At 37.9% G+C, this 20,109-nt stretch carries 14 protein-coding genes, 4 tRNA genes and 3 pseudogenes; 8 read left to right on the top strand and 13 right to left on the bottom strand.

Annotated features, from left to right (window positions below; translation table 11 throughout):
* Positions 1-2: 2 nt before the first annotated feature.
* The 4 genes from flhD to cspE all read right to left on the bottom strand — a co-directional run bounded on the left by flhD (position 3) and on the right by cspE (position 6,531).
* Entirely contained in the window at positions 3-353 is a 351-nt protein-coding gene (gene flhD, locus ACE1SE_RS07980; protein ID WP_074019618.1) for a flagellar transcriptional regulator FlhD, read from the bottom strand.
* A gap of 1,560 nt (positions 354-1,913) precedes the next feature.
* Positions 1,914-4,613 (bottom strand): magnesium-translocating P-type ATPase, encoded by a 2,700-nt coding sequence (gene mgtA, locus ACE1SE_RS07975; protein ID WP_374053357.1) that lies wholly within the window; start codon positions 4,611-4,613, stop codon positions 1,914-1,916.
* A gap of 205 nt (positions 4,614-4,818) precedes the next feature.
* Complete coding sequence (locus ACE1SE_RS07970; RefSeq protein WP_338885210.1) at positions 4,819-5,517, bottom strand: MgtC family protein; 699 nt, start codon at positions 5,515-5,517, stop codon at positions 4,819-4,821.
* Positions 5,518-6,318: 801 nt separating this feature from the next.
* On the bottom strand, positions 6,319-6,531 hold the full coding sequence (cspE, locus tag ACE1SE_RS07965; RefSeq protein WP_047766586.1) for a transcription antiterminator/RNA stability regulator CspE: 213 nt from the start codon (positions 6,529-6,531) through the stop codon (positions 6,319-6,321).
* A 507-nt stretch (positions 6,532-7,038) separates the two neighbouring features.
* Here cspE and ACE1SE_RS07960 point away from each other — a divergent pair.
* The 8 genes from ACE1SE_RS07960 (at position 7,039) to ACE1SE_RS07925 (ending at position 11,558) form a co-directional block, all read left to right on the top strand.
* Entirely contained in the window at positions 7,039-7,548 is a 510-nt protein-coding gene (locus ACE1SE_RS07960; protein WP_374053356.1) for a YlaC family protein, read from the top strand.
* A gap of 140 nt (positions 7,549-7,688) precedes the next feature.
* Positions 7,689-7,764, top strand: a tRNA-Asn gene (locus tag ACE1SE_RS07955).
* 473 nt (positions 7,765-8,237) lie between these two features.
* Positions 8,238-8,313, top strand: a tRNA-Asn gene (locus tag ACE1SE_RS07950).
* Positions 8,314-8,559: 246 nt separating this feature from the next.
* A tRNA-Asn gene (locus ACE1SE_RS07945) sits at positions 8,560-8,635 on the top strand.
* Between the two features lie 294 nt (positions 8,636-8,929).
* Positions 8,930-9,005 (top strand) — tRNA-Asn (locus ACE1SE_RS07940).
* 213 nt (positions 9,006-9,218) lie between these two features.
* Positions 9,219-10,271, top strand: a complete 1,053-nt coding sequence (gene pyrC, locus ACE1SE_RS07935; protein ID WP_374053355.1) for a dihydroorotase — start codon at positions 9,219-9,221, stop codon at positions 10,269-10,271.
* A 226-nt stretch (positions 10,272-10,497) separates the two neighbouring features.
* The gene (gene bssS / locus ACE1SE_RS07930) at positions 10,498-10,752 is read left to right on the top strand and encodes a biofilm formation regulator BssS (protein ID WP_099131256.1); all 255 of its coding nucleotides are present in this window, start codon (positions 10,498-10,500) and stop codon (positions 10,750-10,752) included.
* A gap of 212 nt (positions 10,753-10,964) precedes the next feature.
* Positions 10,965-11,558, top strand: coding sequence for a LuxR C-terminal-related transcriptional regulator (locus ACE1SE_RS07925; RefSeq protein WP_374053354.1), 594 nt, complete (start codon positions 10,965-10,967; stop codon positions 11,556-11,558).
* Between the two features lie 126 nt (positions 11,559-11,684).
* Here the strand turns inward: ACE1SE_RS07925 and trhO are convergent, their stop codons facing one another.
* The 9 genes and pseudogenes from trhO to ACE1SE_RS07880 form a co-directional block, all read right to left on the bottom strand.
* Positions 11,685-12,743, bottom strand: a complete 1,059-nt coding sequence (trhO, locus tag ACE1SE_RS07920; RefSeq protein ID WP_374053353.1) for an oxygen-dependent tRNA uridine(34) hydroxylase TrhO — start codon at positions 12,741-12,743, stop codon at positions 11,685-11,687.
* 178 nt (positions 12,744-12,921) lie between these two features.
* Positions 12,922-13,534, bottom strand: a pseudogene (locus ACE1SE_RS07915) (IS4 family transposase); the annotation flags it as partial.
* A gap of 415 nt (positions 13,535-13,949) precedes the next feature.
* Entirely contained in the window at positions 13,950-14,483 is a 534-nt protein-coding gene (locus ACE1SE_RS07910) for a hypothetical protein (protein WP_374053352.1), read from the bottom strand.
* Between the two features lie 211 nt (positions 14,484-14,694).
* A pseudogene (locus ACE1SE_RS07905) lies at positions 14,695-14,910 on the bottom strand (phage integrase central domain-containing protein); the annotation flags it as partial.
* Between the two features lie 108 nt (positions 14,911-15,018).
* On the bottom strand, positions 15,019-16,116 hold the full coding sequence (locus ACE1SE_RS07900) for an ISAs1 family transposase (RefSeq protein WP_374053351.1): 1,098 nt from the start codon (positions 16,114-16,116) through the stop codon (positions 15,019-15,021).
* Positions 16,117-16,408: 292 nt separating this feature from the next.
* Positions 16,409-16,678, bottom strand: coding sequence for a helix-turn-helix domain-containing protein (locus ACE1SE_RS07895; RefSeq protein ID WP_338803103.1), 270 nt, complete (start codon positions 16,676-16,678; stop codon positions 16,409-16,411).
* Between the two features lie 589 nt (positions 16,679-17,267).
* Complete coding sequence (locus ACE1SE_RS07890; protein WP_374053350.1) at positions 17,268-17,408, bottom strand: hypothetical protein; 141 nt, start codon at positions 17,406-17,408, stop codon at positions 17,268-17,270.
* Between the two features lie 601 nt (positions 17,409-18,009).
* Positions 18,010-18,140: pseudogene (locus ACE1SE_RS07885) on the bottom strand (IS982 family transposase); the annotation flags it as partial.
* 119 nt (positions 18,141-18,259) lie between these two features.
* Positions 18,260-20,101 (bottom strand): DUF2357 domain-containing protein, encoded by a 1,842-nt coding sequence (locus ACE1SE_RS07880; RefSeq protein WP_374053349.1) that lies wholly within the window; start codon positions 20,099-20,101, stop codon positions 18,260-18,262.
* Positions 20,102-20,109: the final 8 nt, after the last annotated feature.

Raw genomic sequence — 20,109 nt, 5'->3', positions numbered from 1 at the left:
CTTTACGCTCTTTTCTTGATTGAGGTGTCATCCTGGGCGGATAACTGCTGAAAAAGATGAGTAGACAGTAAGATACCTGTATGAATTTGTTGCAGATCGTCCACCCGCGATTCTTTAGTTAACTGCTGTACGGTTTCGTGGTCTTCAAACCGAAAATGGCAAATCAGTTGGTTTGTTTCAGCTAATTTTACTAACTGAGGCAATGTCAGCTCGGCCAACGTATCAGCCATCGATTCACTAATACCTAAACGGAACATCGCAGATGCTTTCTCATGGTTAATTAGCCGTTGTGCCAAAAGCAAATACGATAAATTTATGTCATAAATATGTTTGAGCAATTCAGCCGTACTCATTTCTATATATCCCGTCCGATTACATGAAAAAATCAAATTAAGTGATCAAAGAATCACTCACGACAAAATTACCAGTAGCATGAGATTCAATAATCTCCGACATAACTGAAATATACATCTTTAGCCAGAGCAGTAACTGTCCTTTGTATTACTCTTGGGATCGCCCAATTTCTAAAATATTTCGGTAATGGGTTGTAAAAGTATTATTGCGTCATCTGGGTAATGCACTTGCCACAATTGATTAAGAATATTCTTAATGCTAATTAACTTTACTCCTGAATCATCAACTTATACAACGGAGAACATATGTCATTTTAAATATTATGTGATCATGATCACAAAACTTGTGCTTTTTATTATGATTCTAGCTCATTAACTATTCAAGCAAAAAAAAACGAGAAATAGTCTACAATTAATAAGTTAAATTATTTAAATAAAAATATTAGGCAGCGTTTTTGGTTTTATACGATCTATTAAACTTATAAATACAAAATAACGATAAAAAATCTTTCCTTTAGTTAAATTATCAATATTCTAATAAAATTTGCATCTTGATAATGTAGCTAGGTACTCATCTTCCACTATAACTTGATTTAGATCATAGTCATGCCAAATTTATTAATTAAATGTGAATACTAGTTATTGAAAAGCTATCAGTATGATCATTTTTAGTTTATAATCGCAGTATTTTCAAACAGAAGAAAAAATACACACGCCTCACTTTGAGTATAAACATCACACAGATCACAAAAATAAGATAAAATACAGTATGATATTGAAATAAAAAAACATCTGCATCTTCATACCCAGTAAACTCAACTAGCAATGTTTTGCTAATTAAACAGAATTTAATCCCCTCCGCAATCTATCAAGTATATTTTTTACCATCATAATCAATAAATTTTACTAAACTAAACAAATACATACACCACCTGCTTGTGACATAAATTTAACTAAGAATCCCTTGCTGATTTTTTCCCCTCTTTAGTTGGTTCATACACACAATAAATAAATAAAATTAATCAATAATTTTCACACCCACAGCGAAAATGATAAGAATGACAAATGTTTTATAAAGTTTCTCAGTGCGGGCAAATCAGCAATTAAACTCTCAAACAGGATAACTTATTGACCAAAAATTAATTTGCTTAAATAACAAAAAATATAAATATAAAATAATCCCCAAATGCAAATTTGGCAACAGCATACTATCACATAAAACCCAATTAAAAGACGAATAAAGAATTAGAATGAAAATAAATAAAGCCACATGTAAAAATAGATATAAAAAAGCAATTCATCCTATTTAACCTTGGAAATAAATAGTAATAGATAGATTAATTTGCCGTTTCAAATAAAAAAAATAACAGATAAATGTAACTCTATTGTTTCCTTAAATTAATTTTTGTTGTGATAGGCAGTTCTTTTTTAAAGAATAACATCAAGACCTATTCTAAATATCTGCAAAAAGTTCGTCATGATAAGAATCATAATGTCATATATTCCGTATGAATTACTCCCTTAACCACACAAAATAAGATATTATTTAATGAGAATTATTTACAACCATCCACCAAATCGATGAATGTAAAACCGCTTCATCATTTGAGCAATGATACAGTAGCTTATTAATGTCCCAATTAACCATGGAAAATATTCCCACGGTAGTGGTTGTAACCCAATTAGGGTACCAAATGCGGAGAACGGAATGTAAACACCAAGTACTATTATTATTAGTGTCGTTAATAAAACAGGAAGCGCTGCTGTACTTTGCACAAAAGGAATTTTTTGTGTGCGCAACATATGTACAACCAAGGTCTGTGATAGCAATCCTTCCACAAACCACCCCGATTGAAATAATGCTTGATATTCTATACTGTTAGCGGCAAATACATACCACATCACAGCGTAAGTCGTGATATCGAAGATAGATGACGTAGGACCAATCCAGAGCATAAAACGCCCTATATTCTTTGCATCCCATTTACGGTTTTTTTTCAGAAACTCCTTATCCATTTTGTCCCACGGCAACGACAGTTGAGAAATATCGTACATTAGGTTTTGTACAAGCAAATGAATGGCTAACATCGGTAAAAATGGAATAAATGCACTGGCAACTAATACAGAAAATACATTTCCAAAATTTGAACTAGCCGTCATATTTAAATACTTGATGATATTCCCAAACGTTTCCCTTCCCTTAATTACTCCCTCGTCTAAAACCACCAAATTCTTCTCAAGCAGGATGATATCTGCCGATTCTTTTGCGATGTCCGTCCCTGTATCCACTGAAATTCCAACATCAGCGTCTCGTAATGCTGGGGCATCATTTATTCCATCACCAAGAAAACCAACAGTATGCCCATTATTTTGCAATGATTTTAAAATGCGTGATTTTTGCAGAGGGGTTAACTTACAAAAGACTGATCTTAATTCCACTTCTTTTGAAAGGTTTTCATCACTCATTAGTTCAACATCAGGGCCAATAAGAATATTTCCAGAATCTAAATCCACATCTCGGCAAATTTTCGCCGTAACAACAGGATTATCTCCGGTAAGTACCTTAATTGAAACACCATTTTCCCTTAATGCCGCAATTGCCATTGCAGCACTTTCTTTTGGTGGATCTAAAAATGTTAATAAACCTTGTAGCACCATCTCCTTTTCATCTGCAACAGAAAGTGAGTGTTTCACTTCATCGTGACTTAACTCCCGAGTCGCTAAGATTAACACTCTGAAACCTTGTTCGTTATAACTGCTAACTAATTCCATTACATTGTTGCGGCTTTCTTCAGTTAGAGAAATAATTTTCTCTTTTATCCTTATATAGGAGCAAACTGATAGCATTTCCTCTGCGGCTCCTTTGCAAACTAATTGATAGTTATCAGACAAATTCTGTATAGAAATTGACAACCTGCGTCTAACAAAATCAAAAGGCAACTCATCAATTTTTCTGTAGCTGCGGAGGAAATCAAGGTCTGAATTATCGCATCCATACCTAACAATAGCTTGATCCATTACGTTTTTGGTGCCACTTTGATGAAAACTGTTTAACCAAGCCCAGTGGAGTACAGAAGCATCTTCCTTGCCTTCTGTATCTAAATAATGCTGGAGAATAATTTTATCTTGCGTCAGCGTTCCTGTTTTGTCCGTACATAATATGTCCATTGCACCAACGTCCTGGATTGCATTGAGTCGTTTGACAATGACCTTTTTCTTTGACATAGCAATAGCCCCTTTTGCCAAGTTAGAACTGACAATCATGGGCAGCATTTCAGGTGTTAAACCAACAGCAACCGCCAGTGCAAATAACGCCGCATCAAGCCAATCTCCTTTTGTTAATCCATTGATTAAAAATACAATTGGTACCATGATCCACATAAAACGGATCAACAGCCAGCTAACACTATTAACACCGTGATCAAATGCGGTTTGTGCTCGTGTTCCTACGATAGATTTTGCCAGTGAACCAAAGTAAGTTTGCTTTCCTGTCGCTACAATCACCGCAGTTGCAGTACCACTGGTCACATTGGTTCCCATTAAGCAGACATTTGGAAATTCAAATAACTCTATTTCAGATACATTATCAGGACGAGCTGTCTTGGCACTCACATGTGCCATCGTGTCATATTTTTCGACAGGGATCGCTTCCCCCGTCAAAATTGCCTGGCTGATAAATAAATCTCTGGAATCGGTTAAGTAAAGATCTGCTGGGATCATGTCTCCGGCAGATAAATAAACAATATCTCCCGCAACCAGATACTTGATTGGGATTTCTTTTTTCTGTGATTTAGTATTATCGGAAGGACGCCTCAAAACGGTTGCTGTTGTATTCACCATTGATTTCAAGGCTTCCGATGCCTTATTTGTTCGATATTCCTGCCAGAACCGAAGTAATCCGCTTAATGTAACCATTATTAGAATGATAATGACACTTGTAAGTTCTGTTGCTTCTCCGTTGAATAATGGCAACAAATATTCAGTACAAAAACTGATAGCAGCTAGTAATAACAATACATAGATAAACGGATTGTGGAAGGCGGTAGTAAGTTGTATCAGGGCATGAGGTGTTTTTTCATGTGCAACTTCATTAATGCCATACTGTCCCAAACGTTCTACGGCGTCATCATCAGTTAAACCCAATGTGCTGGCGTTGAGATCAGTAAGAATATGTTCAAGGCTTTGATTAGCTCGTTTCGCGACGATAAATTCTTTTTCCTTGAAAAAATTGGCTGGTTTATTGGTGTATTTCTCAGTCATAACGCTTTCTCTATATTCAATCTGCAATAGCTATCATCCCTTTCAGTAAGGGATAATTTCCATATAAAGCTTTTATACGTTGCCTATCTGAGAAACAAAATTACTTATTCCATAGGCAACATCTCATTTAGTGTAGGGTGAGGGACGTCGTCCATATTGACTCCTTATTGATATAAAATTATGTAATTAAAAATAAAAGAATATTCTAAGCCGGTAGTTCAGCCGCAATTTTCCAATTAACTGAAGTGACGCTTTTCTCCAAACTTACTCGACAAACAATCGATTCGATTTCTTTTTGCTCCGCAGGTGTTGCTAATATTTCTGCACAAACCTCAAGCCTGTCAGGCTGAATGGCATCTGCACTGCTCAATGACTGCAATCTGACACCTAACCCATTGAGTGCTTGTAAAATCAAAGTCCTTACCAGAATTTCATCATTTATGTCGCAAATAATATGGATCTTATAACGCTGTTCTAAATCTAAGGCTTGCTGGTGAGGCTGAGTATTAATTCGTTGTGCGATCTCCCGTAATAAAATGTTCGCACAGAGAATAATCGCTGTAGCAATACCTGCTGCCCAGTATTGCCCCATACCACATAACTCCCCTATCCCCGCTGAACACCATAATGTCGCTGCTGTATTTAAACCACGAATGCTCATTCCCTGACGCATAATCACACCAGCACCAAGAAAACCAACGCCAGAGATAATTTGTGCAGCAATACGATCAGGATTTCCCTCAGAAGCGCTCATTGCAGTAATCATGAAAAGTGCAGCACCTGTTGATACCAAAGCGTTAGTTCTTAACCCCGCCATACGCTGACGCCATTGGCGTTCTGCTCCAATCAAAGCCCCAAAACACAGCGCAGATAGTAAGTGCATTGCAATAGATGTTAACAACATGGCATTCTCCATAACATCAAATGGATAAAGGTACTCTAAGCCCTTCAATTTGTTGATTGTGAACTTGATTGATTAATTCCTGTTAGGTGCAGAAAATTATGTACATAGAGGCTGGCTCATTCAATTTTATTTTCTGAGCTTGTTATTGGTTGAGTTTTAATTCGTTATAAAACTAATACGCAAAGAATAGCCTGAAGAGATCATCTCTTCATCGTACATAGAATATTCTGACAACGAGTCTTTAATCGATTATTTGTATGTTCCCGGAGGGAATAAGGAGTGAATATATGACCACATCATGTATACCCCGATATACCTTTAGTTGATGCCTGACTAAGAGTTCCAACTCAGTAGATCTCTAATATCAGATAAATTTTCTTCAGGTGGGTACAACTCATGAAGTTAAAGTAGCACCGCCCACCATTTCAGGTAAGCAGCAAATCGAAGGGATATGAACAGCTTACCAGATTATTTTTTTATTTAACCAAAAACTTTGACTGTCCAATTAATCGTTCTCCAATAGAATTTGCGGGGAAGTATAAACAGTTAAAATTAACAAGTAAAGGCTTTAAACTGGCAGATTGTTCTACAGGACAGAAATAGCTTTCCGCTTTCCCAACTTACTTTCATTATGTTATTTTTTTATCAACTAAATAAATGACCTGCGGAAATTTTAGGATTGAACACATAAAATGAGATTCGTGAAATAAATTTTATGGTACAGAAAACACGGTGCAGAAAAACAAAAAGCCCGCCACGGCATTCGCGTTGGCGAGCTTAAATAAGGCATAAAGGCAGAAATTAGATAGCAGTCACGTTTGCTGCTGCTGGGCCTTTGGCACCATTTTCAATGGTGAATTCTACGTTCTGGCCTTCTGTTAAGGTTTTGAAACCGTTACCTTGAATGGCAGAGAAATGTACGAATACGTCTTTGCTACCATCAGCTGGAGTGATGAAACCAAAGCCTTTAGATTCGTTGAACCACTTCACTTGACCTTTCATTTTGTCAGACATTTGACTTTCCTATATATCAAAAAAAACTCGCCACCTCGGGCATGTGTTGGCCAGTATCAGCTATTACTTATGGAGGCACTAAGAAGGAAACGGTCAACAAAGGCTACCAGAGGGATAGCACTTACACATAACTCATTAACTCAATATGTCGTACATAAAGTAGGTCTGTTAATCAGGCCAAACGCATTAACGCATGACCGCACACGAATATCAACCTTTTTATGTATTATCGTTTTAAAAAAAACTCAGACGCTCAATATTAGAACAAAATAACATAATAAACAGGTTTTTTTATAATTTTATTTGATTTATTCAACTTTTTCTTAGCAAGAAAAATACAAGATATTGCTTGCCAACAATAACAATTTGCCAAATAAATTAAAGCAATTGCTATACAGATATAGGTTCAGGACATGCTAACCTTGAAAATGCCCTAACTTTCAATTCGATCACGACTTTTACAGCATTTTTTACGACACAATTTCTACAAATGAGTGGGTTAGTATTATGAAAATCATAAAACAGATATTGATTCAGGATCTTGAGCGAATCAATCTTAAAGAGCATCGTGATGGTAAAGTCCATTTCAACAGCATTTTTATTCGCCATCATCCCTATTTGTGTCTGGCGATGATCATTGCCTATGCTTTTCTTGCTATACTCATGTGGTACGCCCCCTATTTTGGCATCTGGTCTCTTTTTGCATTTACTCTAGCCTTTATTGCTATGGCAGGCGTTCTGCTATTTGACATCAAGCCAGTCTATCATTTTGAAGATATTGACGTACTTGATTTACGGGTATGCTATAACGGTGAATGGTTTGTCAACGAGCAAGTTTCTAAGAAAGCGATCAATAAGATACTTACTCATCCTCAAGTACCAAATATAATCAAAGACGACATCAAGCATATCATGCAGAAGAAACAGGGGGTTTGTTTTTATGATGTGTTTATGCTCGCTTGTTCGGAACAATCACCCTATGCTCAATCTATTAACATGGTTAATAAAAGTGCATAAATCTAGTAGATTCAATAGAATAGTACAACAACAAACCAAAAAGATCACATTATGAGCAAACGGTAAGAAAAAAGAATTTTTGCGTTGACACTATTCCAGTTCATCGCTAATATCCGCCCCGTTCTCAAGAACAACCCGATTCCTCCATAGTTCAGTCGGTAGAACGGCGGACTGTTAATCCGTATGTCGCTGGTTCGAGTCCAGCTGGAGGAGCCAAATTCAAATATTTCGCTCTAGATAAGTTAGCGTGATGTTAAGGTTGAGAAAAGTAACTTAGCCTAATCCTTTTTAAGCGGCTTCCCAATTGGGAAGCCGTTTTTCTTCATTCTGATTTTTTGTTTCCCATTATTGAGATCAACGTATTCTACACTTGTTGCCAGAATCTATTAAAAACCAATCCTGCACATATCTACTTTGTAATATCTTGTGTTTTCTACTTAGAATCCAATAAAAACAGGGATAAAAATAACGAATATAAAATAAGCTGAGTTTTTCCAAGATAAACAAAAGACAATAAAGACTACAAAATCAATAAAAACTCAAATTATTAGATATTTTTTAAGCAAAAAAAACAGCAAAAAAGTCATTTCGGCGAAAAACAAATCAATTGGTTTTATTTTTGATTTTTTTACTTTACAACATAAAACCATTCACTGTATTATCCGCTCCGTTCTCAGGAACAGCTCAATTCCTCCATAGTTCAGTCGGTAGAACGGCGGACTGTTAATCCGTATGTCGCTGGTTCGAGTCCAGCTGGAGGAGCCAGATTTATGGAAATCCCGATTAGCTTTGCTGGTCGGGATTTTTCTTTTGGGTCTCCATTGTTATCCCCCCCCCTTTATCTCCATCTCTTTATTTCCCGTTTCTTCTCTATTTCAAATAGTCTTGTATGCTAAAAAGATCAAAAACAACCCAATGAGCACATATTACAAACAATCAAACACTTATTGCTATTTTCTGCTTTGACAAACGTGAAAAATGCCGTTATTATTCGACCCACTTAAACGGAGTTCCTCCATAGTTCAGTCGGTAGAACGGCGGACTGTTAATCCGTATGTCACTGGTTCGAGTCCAGTTGGAGGAGCCAAATATTCTGAAGAACCTGATTGGGTTAACCGATCAGGTTTTTTGCTTTCTGGTCTTCTGTTTTTTATCTTTCCCCTTCTTAACATTTCTACTTTTCGAGGATCTTTCTTCTGTTTTTTTCTTCGGTTACTTACTCCTATACCCTATTTCTGTTCCCCGATTTGCCATAACTAGTCAGTTTTAAGTCAAAAAACACACATAACGCACAGGTTACAAGCAATCAAACAGTTATTACTATTTTTTGCTTTGACAAATGCAAAAAACACCGTTAATATTCGCCCCGTCTTGAAGGAGTTCCTCCATAGTTCAGTCGGTAGAACGGCGGACTGTTAATCCGTATGTCGCTGGTTCGAGTCCAGCTGGAGGAGCCAAATTCAATTCACCCTCGTGTTGTTACTTCTATTTTTTCCTTTTTTGATACGATAATTTCCTCTAAGTACCCTCACCCAGATAAGTTTAAAATTTAGAGAATATTATCATTCAATAATAGCTATTTAGCTATTTTCACTTTATCATTCTCCCCCGGCTTAAGGATTGCTGAATCAGCATCCATCATTTTTCACTTATATTCTGGAGCCGGTTCCATGACCACTGAACCATATACAATTAAAATCCGCCGCCCCGACGACTGGCATGTCCATTTTCGTGATGGTGATATGCTAAAGACCATTGTCCCCCATACCAGCCGTTTTTTTGGCCGAGCTATCGTCATGCCCAACCTCGTCCCTCCAGTGACAGATGTTGCCAGCGCCAAAGCCTACAAAGAGAGAATAATTGCAGCGACACCGTCAGATCATCATTTCCAACCTCTTATGACTTGTTATCTGACAGATTCAACAGCCAGCAATCAAATTGAGATTGGCTATAAAGAAAGCATTTTTACCGCTTGCAAACTTTACCCCGCCAACGCAACAACAAATTCCAGCTACGGTGTTTCCGATATCAAAAAGATCTATCCATTATTAGAGACCATGGAAAAGATAGGTATGCCATTGCTGATCCACGGGGAAGTTACCGCTTCTCATATTGATATTTTTGACCGTGAAGCGCGCTTTATCGAACAGGTGATGGAACCATTGCGTCAGCAATTTCCTGAGTTAAAAATTGTTTTCGAGCATATTACAACCAAAGAAGCCGCAGAATATGTTCTAGAAGGCAACGATAAATTAGGCGCGACGTTGACACCACAGCACTTAATGTTCAATCGTAACCACATGCTGGTTGGTGGTATTCGTCCCCACCTTTACTGCTTACCTGTACTAAAACGCAATATTCATCAAGAAGCCCTCCGTGCAGCAGTTACCAGTGGTTGTAACCGTTTTTTCTTAGGCACGGATTCTGCTCCTCATGTACTGCACCGCAAAGAATCTTCTTGTGGCTGTGCAGGCGTATTCAATGCTCCAACCGCTCTGGCAGCCTATGCCACTGTTTTCGAAGAAATGGGTGCAATGGAATATTTCGAGTCCTTCTGCTCTCTGAATGGCCCTGCATTTTACGGTTTGCCGGTTAATGATGGCCTTATCGAACTCACGCGCAAGCCAACTCCCATTGTTGAATACATCGAGTGTGGTGACGAAAAGTTAATTCCATTCCTTGCAGGGGAAGATGCAGGATGGGATGTAAGGGTATGTGAGTAACTTTAGCACGCCCCTTCGTGCGGAAATTGTTCTTTATTTCCGCACAATCCCGACCACTACACCCATCCCATAATAGTTCTTCTCAGTTCCGATGCAAAAAATCCTGCTTTTTTCACTTTTTAGATTACCAAAAAGGTTTATACTGCTAAGGGCTTGTCTTAGACAAGGCATTCTGCTCTTAGTCAATTATATCAATAATGATTCTGTAGTCTGATTAGGAGGTTATATGGGAAAAGAAAATGAAATAATTCAAACACATCCTGTTGTAGGTTGGGATATCAGCATTGTCGATGCCTATGACGCCATGATGATACGCCTTCATTACTCATCCACCCAAGATCAAACAACAGAAAATGTCAGTGTTGACAAAACGTTATGGTTAACAACAGGCGTAGCCAAACAGCTTATCCTCATTTTACAAGCCGGGATTGAAAAAATAGAATCCTCAGAATACAGCCAACTTGATCATATTAAACATTAACAATAACCAGATTTAACACTTCCACACATTCGGACACTCAATATATTGAGTGTCCCAAATGCGCAACTGAACACATATCAACCAATAAAATTATCTATCTTGTTTATTATCCTTCATAATATTGTATTATACATCCGTGTTCACCCACCTAATGCTTAGCTATTAAGCTGATTATTTAAATATAACCATAGTAGAACAAGGATGTTCAAGTAATGAAACTATTAGTCATTGATGAATGCTATTATACACGTCTGGGAATTATTGAATCCCTAAAAGAAAATACAAATATCCTCTGTTTAGGTGCTGTCTCAATACGTGATGCTATAAATATTTTGCCTGCCTTCTCTCCAGATGTTATTTTAGCGAATTTGACTCGTTATGGTTACTACAGTGAATATTGTGAACAACTGGAGTTATTAATTTCTTCAGTTTATGGTTCTCGCAACTATATTTATGTAGACAAAACATACCTCACCAAGAAAACACCTATCCAGTTGACAAATAAAGATTTTATATTACAAAAAAAAGATATTACGATATTACTTGAACGCCTAAATGAAATGGCATCATATGATATTCAATGTTATTTCTCTAATTTTAATGCACATAGCTCTATTTTTAGTCATCAGGAAGATCGTATTATCTATTATTGGATGTCAGAAATGGATACCCATAAAATTGCCAAAACTTTAAAAATTAGCAATAGTACAGTTTACTCTCACAAGAGGCATATTATAGAAAAAATATGGGTATCTAACAAAATAGAGTTATTCTTTATTTACAATATTTTTAAATATTTCTGTTAAGCCTTCTGTATAACCTGTTTTAGTATAAAATCCCATCCACATAACAAATGATGTGAATGGGATAAATAAGTACAGAGAATAAAGCCACCATTTAAAAAATGGAAACAACTACTACTTAAGGCATTACTATTTAATAGATTGCAGTGATGTAATATTCAAACCATCATTTAATCGATAGCGGGACTTATTAAAAATCTTAACCCCATTCTCTCTCCCTGCACGACGGGCACGCTGTTCGTCTTCTGGCAGTTTCATCTCTTCACGGCAAGCATCGCTGCAACAGCCTTCGAAACGCGCTGCACAAGATGGGCACTGGATAAATAACAAATGGCAACCATCGTTCTTACAATTGGTATGGCTATCACACGTCGCTCCACATTGATGGCAGTGAGCAATAACATCCTCAGTAATACGCTCCCCCATACGCTCATCAAAGACAAAGTTCTTACCAACAAAACGAACTGGCAATTCTTGTTCTTTCGCTTTGCGGGCATACTCAATAATGCCACCTTCTACGTGGTAAACTTTGCTAAAACCGTTATGCAACATATAAGCACTTGCTTTTTCGCAACGGATTCCGCCAGTACAGTACATAACAATATTTTTATCTTTATTATCCTTCAGCATTTCTACAGCCATTGGCAGCTGTTCACGAAACGTATCTGATGGAACTTCAATCGCGTTTTCGAAATGCCCAACTTCATATTCATAGTGGTTACGCATGTCGACAAAGACAGTATCAGGATCATCTAACATTTGGTTAACCTGCTCCGCCTTCAGATATTCGCCTGTGTTAGATGAATCAAAAGTTTCATCTTCAATGCCATCTGCAACAATGCGCTCACGTACTTTCATACGCAATACCCAGAATGATTTACCATCATCTTCTAACGCAATATTAAGACGCAGATTATATAATGCCGGATCGGTCTCATCCAATAATGCTTTCAACGCATCGACATTTTTGGAAGGCACACTAATTTGTGCATTGATGCCTTCTTTGGCGATATAAACCCGCCCAAAGACAGATAACTCGGTAAACTTTTGATACAGGCTATCGCGAAAAGTCTGTGGTGCGGAAATGGTGAAATATTTATAAAAAGAGATAGTAGTGCGTGGTTCAATTTCAGCCAACATGCGCTCTCTCAGCTCTTTGTTAGAAATACGGTTATGTAACACTGGCATGGTGTTTAAGATACCCTTTTAATTTATTGATATTTATAAATTTATGTCTGTCTGTGTCCACAAAATGTCCACACTAGACCATGATCGACAATTTTAACTAGAAACCCCCCTGTATCATACTAGGGGTTTTTTATTTTCTACAATATTACTTTTTCCTGTAATCGAGATCTATCAAACCGTAGGTCATTGCCCCAATAATATCCGCTTCTCGGTCACAGACAGAGATAACTTTCCGCATGTCAGCACCGAGGCAGGTTTCTATTGCGCGTGAAGCCCGTCCCCATTTATAGCTTTCTTTGTCTTTGTAAGCTCTGCTCGCATGATGTTGATTTTGCCCGTAAGCTTGAAGGTCTCTCGTCCAACGGGCTTGTTCAATGAGCCCAATAATCTGCTGCTTATCAGGAGCAAAGGGCAAAACGGAATGCGCATGCATACCTCTGGAACGTTTATTGGATGTGGTGTGCCCCATCTCATCTCGAACCGTAGGGTGGGTAAATTCCAGCGAGGTCGTATCTTCAAGAGCGAGGAGGCAATCATAGTGCTTAACCTGCTCAGCGGTGGCGACCAAAGCCAGCTTCTGCGATAGCGTGAGGATTAATAGCTTAATGACGAGTGAAACGATAAGCGGCTTCGATATCAGCAGGTGATTTTAAAGACTGCACGAGAGACTGTCCTAAATGATTTGCAAGAGAAGAAGCCAGCTTGACTAGGCGCTTAGTGCGGCGACTATCCCCTAAATCGGCATATTGAAAAGTTTCTTTTGCCCATTGCTCAGTATTTGTAGAAAACATCATACGTTACCTCAACGTGGTATTTCTTGTTGAGATCAGCCAGGCAGAAAAAGGTTCAAAAATATCCCTCGATTCAATCGAGGGATTTGTGTAGAAGAGACAGCGAATTCGGGGGAATTACAAGTGCTTTCTATATCAATCCGGGGTGTTGATAGAAATGGTTAAAATTACACTTAATATATTGATTTAATTGCAATATAGGAGTTGACTGTCACGATCAACTGAATTTGTTCCGTTATGGGGATTCTCATATTGGGATTTGAACTAGTCGGTCTCACCGACAGGTTGAATAAAGCCATCAAATTCATCTTGCATGGGGATGATCTCTTTTCCGTTGAAAATCAAATAATCAACTTATTTATATAGCATGATGGGTATTCTCGTTCGATGGCTCATTCCGTATACACTACAGTGGTTATTGAGCAAGCCCAAACCAATGGAAATTTCGTTCCGCTCCCTCTAACTCTTCTTGTGGTTTTATTATCCAGTAACGACCTGTAGTAACAAATTCCATCGCATCAACATGGTGCATTGGAGCCTTAACAGGCAACCCCGTAAAATAAGATAACGCCCTAGCAAAGCCTGTTCTTCCGGTGTAGCACGCAACCAACCGAATACTTCGGATGCAATATTTTGAAATTAGTGGTTTGATACTTTCTGCAAGGTCGTTTGGTGATAAAGGCTGTGCATGAGGTAATCTCTCTCGGCAAGGAAACCCAGCTCTTTCAGTACCAGATAAAGGGCGTTCTACCGAGTGTCCTTGAAAAGAAGCTCTGCTGGGGTCTCCATGTCCAAAAATATTAAGCCTGGGGCCTGACTGATGTTTCGGTATATCCAAAAAATAATGATATTGTTCATCATGACTGACCACAAGCTTCACGCTATCTGTTTCTGCTTCCTGTAAGGGTAATTTATAAATATCGTTAAAATAATGTCGATACCACCCCATAACATTCTCCTTTCTGACGGTATATATCTTGTAATACTGATATCCCCAAAGTACAAAATTACCAGTTTTAAAAAGTGATGTTTTTAAACATTATAATAACAGAAATAAAATAATTGTTTTTTGACCGCCAAAGATTTTGTGACTGGTGTAGACTTCCATCCCCCAGAAAACAAAGAACTCCGCAAAACGCGAGGTCTGAAATTAATAAGCTGTGTGTGTAGTGTTCTCTTTTATGAGGAATAAAAGCACTGGCAAGATCAGGGGCAGGATTATATTCAGCTCGACCTGTGATAATTGCATACTTCCAAACTTCACCACAACGCTGACGGACTTTTTTTAATTTCTCTGTAGCACCCCTTTTTTCCATTCTCGTAAGAACGTCCAGTAATTCCAAAGGTTTTATATCTGCTATTGGTCTATTACCGAGAGGAGAGCGCAACACTGGCATGTTAACATATTAATATTTAATAAATTAATTTTATCAAAAAAGTCACATACCCCCAGTTGCAGGGCGCGAGCATACTTTGGTTAATATTCACACAAAGAAAACTCGCGCACGATAATCATCACTCCAGCCTGCTTTTTTAAGTTTATTTCGTTGGCTTGGTGCCCCACAATCACATTGTTTGACCATATTCAATACAATACGCCGGAATAACGCTAAATTTTCAATGGCTCCGTCCAAAACAATTCGTGAATCATCCTCTTTAAAAACCACATCAAGGATGTAATGCTGGCTATTCTCAATGCGCCAATGCTGGCGAATGTAGTGCCCTAATGATTTATGCCGGGGAGACAGCGAACTGACATAATAGGACGTATCTACCGTGCCTTTGCCGTTTTCTGACCTGTGTCGTTCGACCGCAATAATACTGCGAATGGTTGACCATCTTTCCGCCATATCAGGGGGAAATTGTGGCTTGAGTTGAAACACATAACGTTCTTCCCGGCGACCATGCGCTTCTTGTTTCGTTTCCGTGATGATTTTTTCTTTTCCGGCATCAAATACTCGCTGAAACTGAGACTGAACGACGTCCCATAGATGAGGTTGATTTTTCTTCACCTGAACAACAACGTGGGCTTTCTTTTCACTGATTTTTTGTAGGGTTTCACGCTGACAATGCCGGGCATCAAGCGTCACAATGCTGCCTTTCAGATTGAGGATATCCAGCATTTGACGAACGACACTGATTTCTCCGTTTTTCGTGGCTGTGACTTTCTGGCTCAGCACTAATCCCCGTTCTGTATCATACGCGGTAACTAACTGGACTGCGTTTTTCTTTTCATTCCGGTAAGCCCGTCGCAGGACTTTCCCGTCAAAGGCGACAAGCGGTTTACCGCCCAGCTCACGCTGTTCATTGACCCTGTTCAGTAACGCTTTCAGTAAAGAATCCAGTTCGATAGCACGCAGTATTCGCGCAATCGTGTGCCGACAGGGTATTCCGTGGAGAAAATCGCGGTATTCTCTCAGCCACTTAATTTTAGCCCGGCCATAAGTCTCAATATCTTGCCAGCCCTCGGCTCCCGCCATAATGGCACTGACCACGAGGAAAATAACATCAACCAGATCATACTGGCGATTGATATCAGAGCGGGTTTCTTTCACAACGGATAAATGTTCAATCAGGGTCATAAGCGAGCAATGAAAAGGAAAATAAAGCCAATTAGATCATGTCTCTCGTATCCATTCAATCGACTTTTAAAAAGTATGCTCGCGCCCTGCCCCCAGTTGTACCCCCACATTATTTTGCTACGTTAAATCTGGTCGATTGTGCGTAGAAATTAGATTTATAACTTTTTAATCATCACGTTAAAGCAAAAAAGCCATGAAATTTGAAAATGGTCACATTTGGCTGCCATTTCATGCTCAAGGCTTCATATAAACATTTATCATTTTTACGAACTAGATCACAAATTAAAACGGGTTATTCCTGTGGCTTAGAGCGGGCTTTCCTTTCTAATAATTCTCCAGTATGAGAATCGAAATAACGACTTGGCCAGATTTCTGAGGGATGGATGCCAAGATAATCAGCAATGATCCATTCGCCTTTAGGCCAAGGCCTACTGAATGCGTTTGCTAGTGTAGATGAACTAAGTCCCGACTCACGAGAAACAGCCGCTAAAGTTGTACCGCGTTTACGTAATGCGGCAATAATATCGGCCTGATGCCAATCATTTTTAACATTGTTATTCATTCCTGCTACCCCTTCCATTAATTGATCATTGATGGTGGTGATTCAAAGCAGGGTTAGCAGACCGGGAGTAACCATCCGGCGAGGCCGAAGCCTCCCCTGCCTGAATCACCATTGAAAGGATGATAGCAAGCACCACTGGTAGAAATTCCTACCAGCGGGGTTACTCTTTAAGGCTGCTAAACCTTACCATTGGATTGTGCCAATGGCGGGAGAACTTTAACTGATTGCTTTATCTGAATCAATAACTGGACGACTAAGTTTAACAGCTATAAACCCACGCAACATAACAGGCAGCGATCCGAATGCTTAATTCTTCAATCAGCCAATTCATCAATTTCCTTACTTATACCTGACAACATGCAATCTCTGGCGCGCGACAGTTCGGACAAAACAGAAAATACCTGCCTTATCCTTGATCGATATCTGTGCGCCAGAGTGAACGCAAGTTGAGGTATTGCGGGGTATCGGTTGAGTACTCAGTACTGCCGCCTGTGTTAACAGGTCATCCCCACCGGCTAAAAGCCAGCCTCGATATCGTCAAGTTCTCTTTTTTCAATCTATAAAATGCAGTGTCAGATTCACAGGGTGGTTAATCAGTCCAGAGCCTGTCAGAATTGTGTTGCTCTTTGGCTACGGCGTCACTTTCAGCGGTAAACCGGCAAAAAGTGACGCCTTGAGTTCCGCGAACGATCAACAAAAGCTGTGCGAGCGTTGAAATGCCAGCAGACATCGCAAAACGCCGTAAGGTTAAATGTTAAACGGTAGTCATGTTAATGGATTAGCAGTAGAAAAATTGTCTGTTGAATAATTCAAACAGGGATAGGTAAAAATATGAATGGATGCGCAAAAGCTATCCTGTTGTTCATTGAAGATAAATAGAATTTATGTCGATTTGAAATGCCAGTGTATGAATCCACGTTCAATACACTTCGGTAACAAGAGAAAGATATCCTTTTGGGTTATCTATTAGTTTAAGAGACCTTCATTGCCAGACGAGGGTTTAGGTGTCTTGACAATATCTGCTTCCAAAGGTGGGCAGATGTACCGCAATTATTGCTCTCTCTTTCAGGCTACAAGAGTTTTGTTTCGCCACCCGAAGGCGATCCTGACAGGCGATGGCTCATTAGTGTAAGTGAAATATTAGCGGCTGTGGTGAGTAAGGTCAACAACTTGTGTTATGGATTAATTGGAATTTAATTTGTCAAATATAACTTCATAATAAGACTAGCTTTGGCAGTTTACTCTAACTCATTTAAGCCCCATTGTGTGTTGGTGCAACTAGTTGAGTTATATCGACAATCTATTTTTAGCTTGAATTTTAGATAAGGATTCAGATAACTACACAGTGGCACTAAAACGGAAGAGACGATACTGATGAAACGAGTATAGCTGAACAAGGTGAAGAAATTATGATTGTGATATCTCCAAAGTACTCCAAGTAAAAAACTTTAAAATTACGGTGTTGCACTTAATATGTGAATCCAAGTCCCCAAACTATCTAAATAAAATTTAGACAACTAAACGCCCTTATTTAAAACAGTGGGCGTTTTTATTAAAAATTCATTAAAACGCAATTTAAATCTAAGCCAACCTTAAATATTGATTTCTGTTTTCAGCTCCATTCTCATTTTTTAACATCAAACTCAAAATCTTATCTACAACTATTTCAAAATCATCGTTCCCTGAAAATTCATTTCCCGGCGTCACTAAAGCAATATTCAATGCAGGAATTACCGGTTTAGATGAAATTATATTAAAGTCATCTCCGTGAAAATGGTTAACTTTCGATTCTTCATGTGGAATAATTAATGTCAAACCTAATAAAGTACTTTCGCCATCTCTTGAATGTAATCCATGAACATATTTCAATGTTAATTCTGGCAAATAATGTGAAAATGCTTTTTTAGGAGTGGTATATTTTGCATCTAAAATATAATGAAATATGCAGTTTCCTTTTCTTACTCTAAAAACAAAATCAGGAGAACGATAGGAAAATATTTTATGATGATTTCTTATGCGCAATGAATCATTATATAACGTCCATCCCTCAGTATTAACTAAATCAGCTGCCTCAGAATTTTTATTTTTAGACATCCAATATTTAGGTTCATATTGCAATGAAATCTCAGCTTCTCTAACTTGATAAGAAAAATCTAATTTCCCATCTTCACTTTCTAATATAGGTTGCATTTTTAAATTGTTATCTAATTGTTCTTTTAGATAAAACAAACAGTAATATTCAAATAATTTAGGAATGCTTTTGATAGATAGAAGTTCCTCTTGTTTGCTCCAGTCAGGGCTACCAAATCTATACCAACTGATTATTTTATTAAAAAGAGAAAGATAAGCACAATTATATTTAACTTTCATTGTTAATGATGGAAGACCAACAATTCTTCTTTTCACTGGTATTACTTTTTGCATTTTGTTTTGTATTCTATTTAATAAAAATAGAATATCATTACATTTTATTATTTTCTTCTGGTTTATTTGTCTCTGGAACTTTTTAAGTTGACTAAAAAAACTAATGTAACCATTAGTCTCAGTGCGACTTTCTTTAGTAATTGAGTCAGAATCATATCCTGCAAGTAAACTTGAAACTGACATTTTTAAAGTATGGACAAATCCATGTATTACTTGATTCTCATAAATATCTGTATCATTGACAAGTACATTTTCCCTAATTTTTTTGCTACCAAAATAATCACCATTAAAATTAATAATTGCTCCTGCTTCATCTTCAGTTTCAAAAAGCTCTTCAACATTATCACATAACCATCCTAACGTTCGATCATCTATATTAGAACTTAATGTTGGGGTAATTAGTTTATAAGTTGATATTAATTTTTTAACAGGTTCTGCAAGAATATCATCAATAAGTTTAAGCAGTATATTAGTATTCTGCTCTATCCACTCTAGAAAAATATCGGCTGGGGTGTCACCATCTTTGTAGCCAGCATTACGGCGGGTTACTCTAAAAAATGCACATAACGCCTCATTATTATGCTTAGACAAAAATGATAACATTTGTTCAACACGCTCTGCGTTAATCTTTTTTGCCAAAACATCAAGATTTTCTAACTCAATATATTCCGGCTGCTCACCAGTTGATAAAATAAGATACAGTTCTGCAACACCAAAATAATTATGGAAAAAACTTTCATAAATTCGTCCTCCTAATCTTTTAGGTATCCAAGAGTAGATCCATGCATTACTTTTTGAATCATACTCACACTGAGTGAACTCAACTTCATTTTCATGCAAAAGTAAAGATACTTGTGAGTAATCAATATTGCTTTTAAAATTAATAATAACCGCTTCGTCTTCAAGTAGATAAGGCATAGCATGCTGTGCATGATCCCTCGAATGGAGCACTATAGTGCTCCCTTTCCGAGATCCATTTAAAATTTGAAACTCCAACATAGCCATCA

It is taken from the genome of Xenorhabdus taiwanensis (genome assembly GCF_036512875.1).
Classification (GTDB): Bacteria; Pseudomonadota; Gammaproteobacteria; order Enterobacterales; family Enterobacteriaceae; genus Xenorhabdus; species Xenorhabdus taiwanensis.
This window is presented reverse-complemented; position numbering and strand designations above follow the sequence as displayed.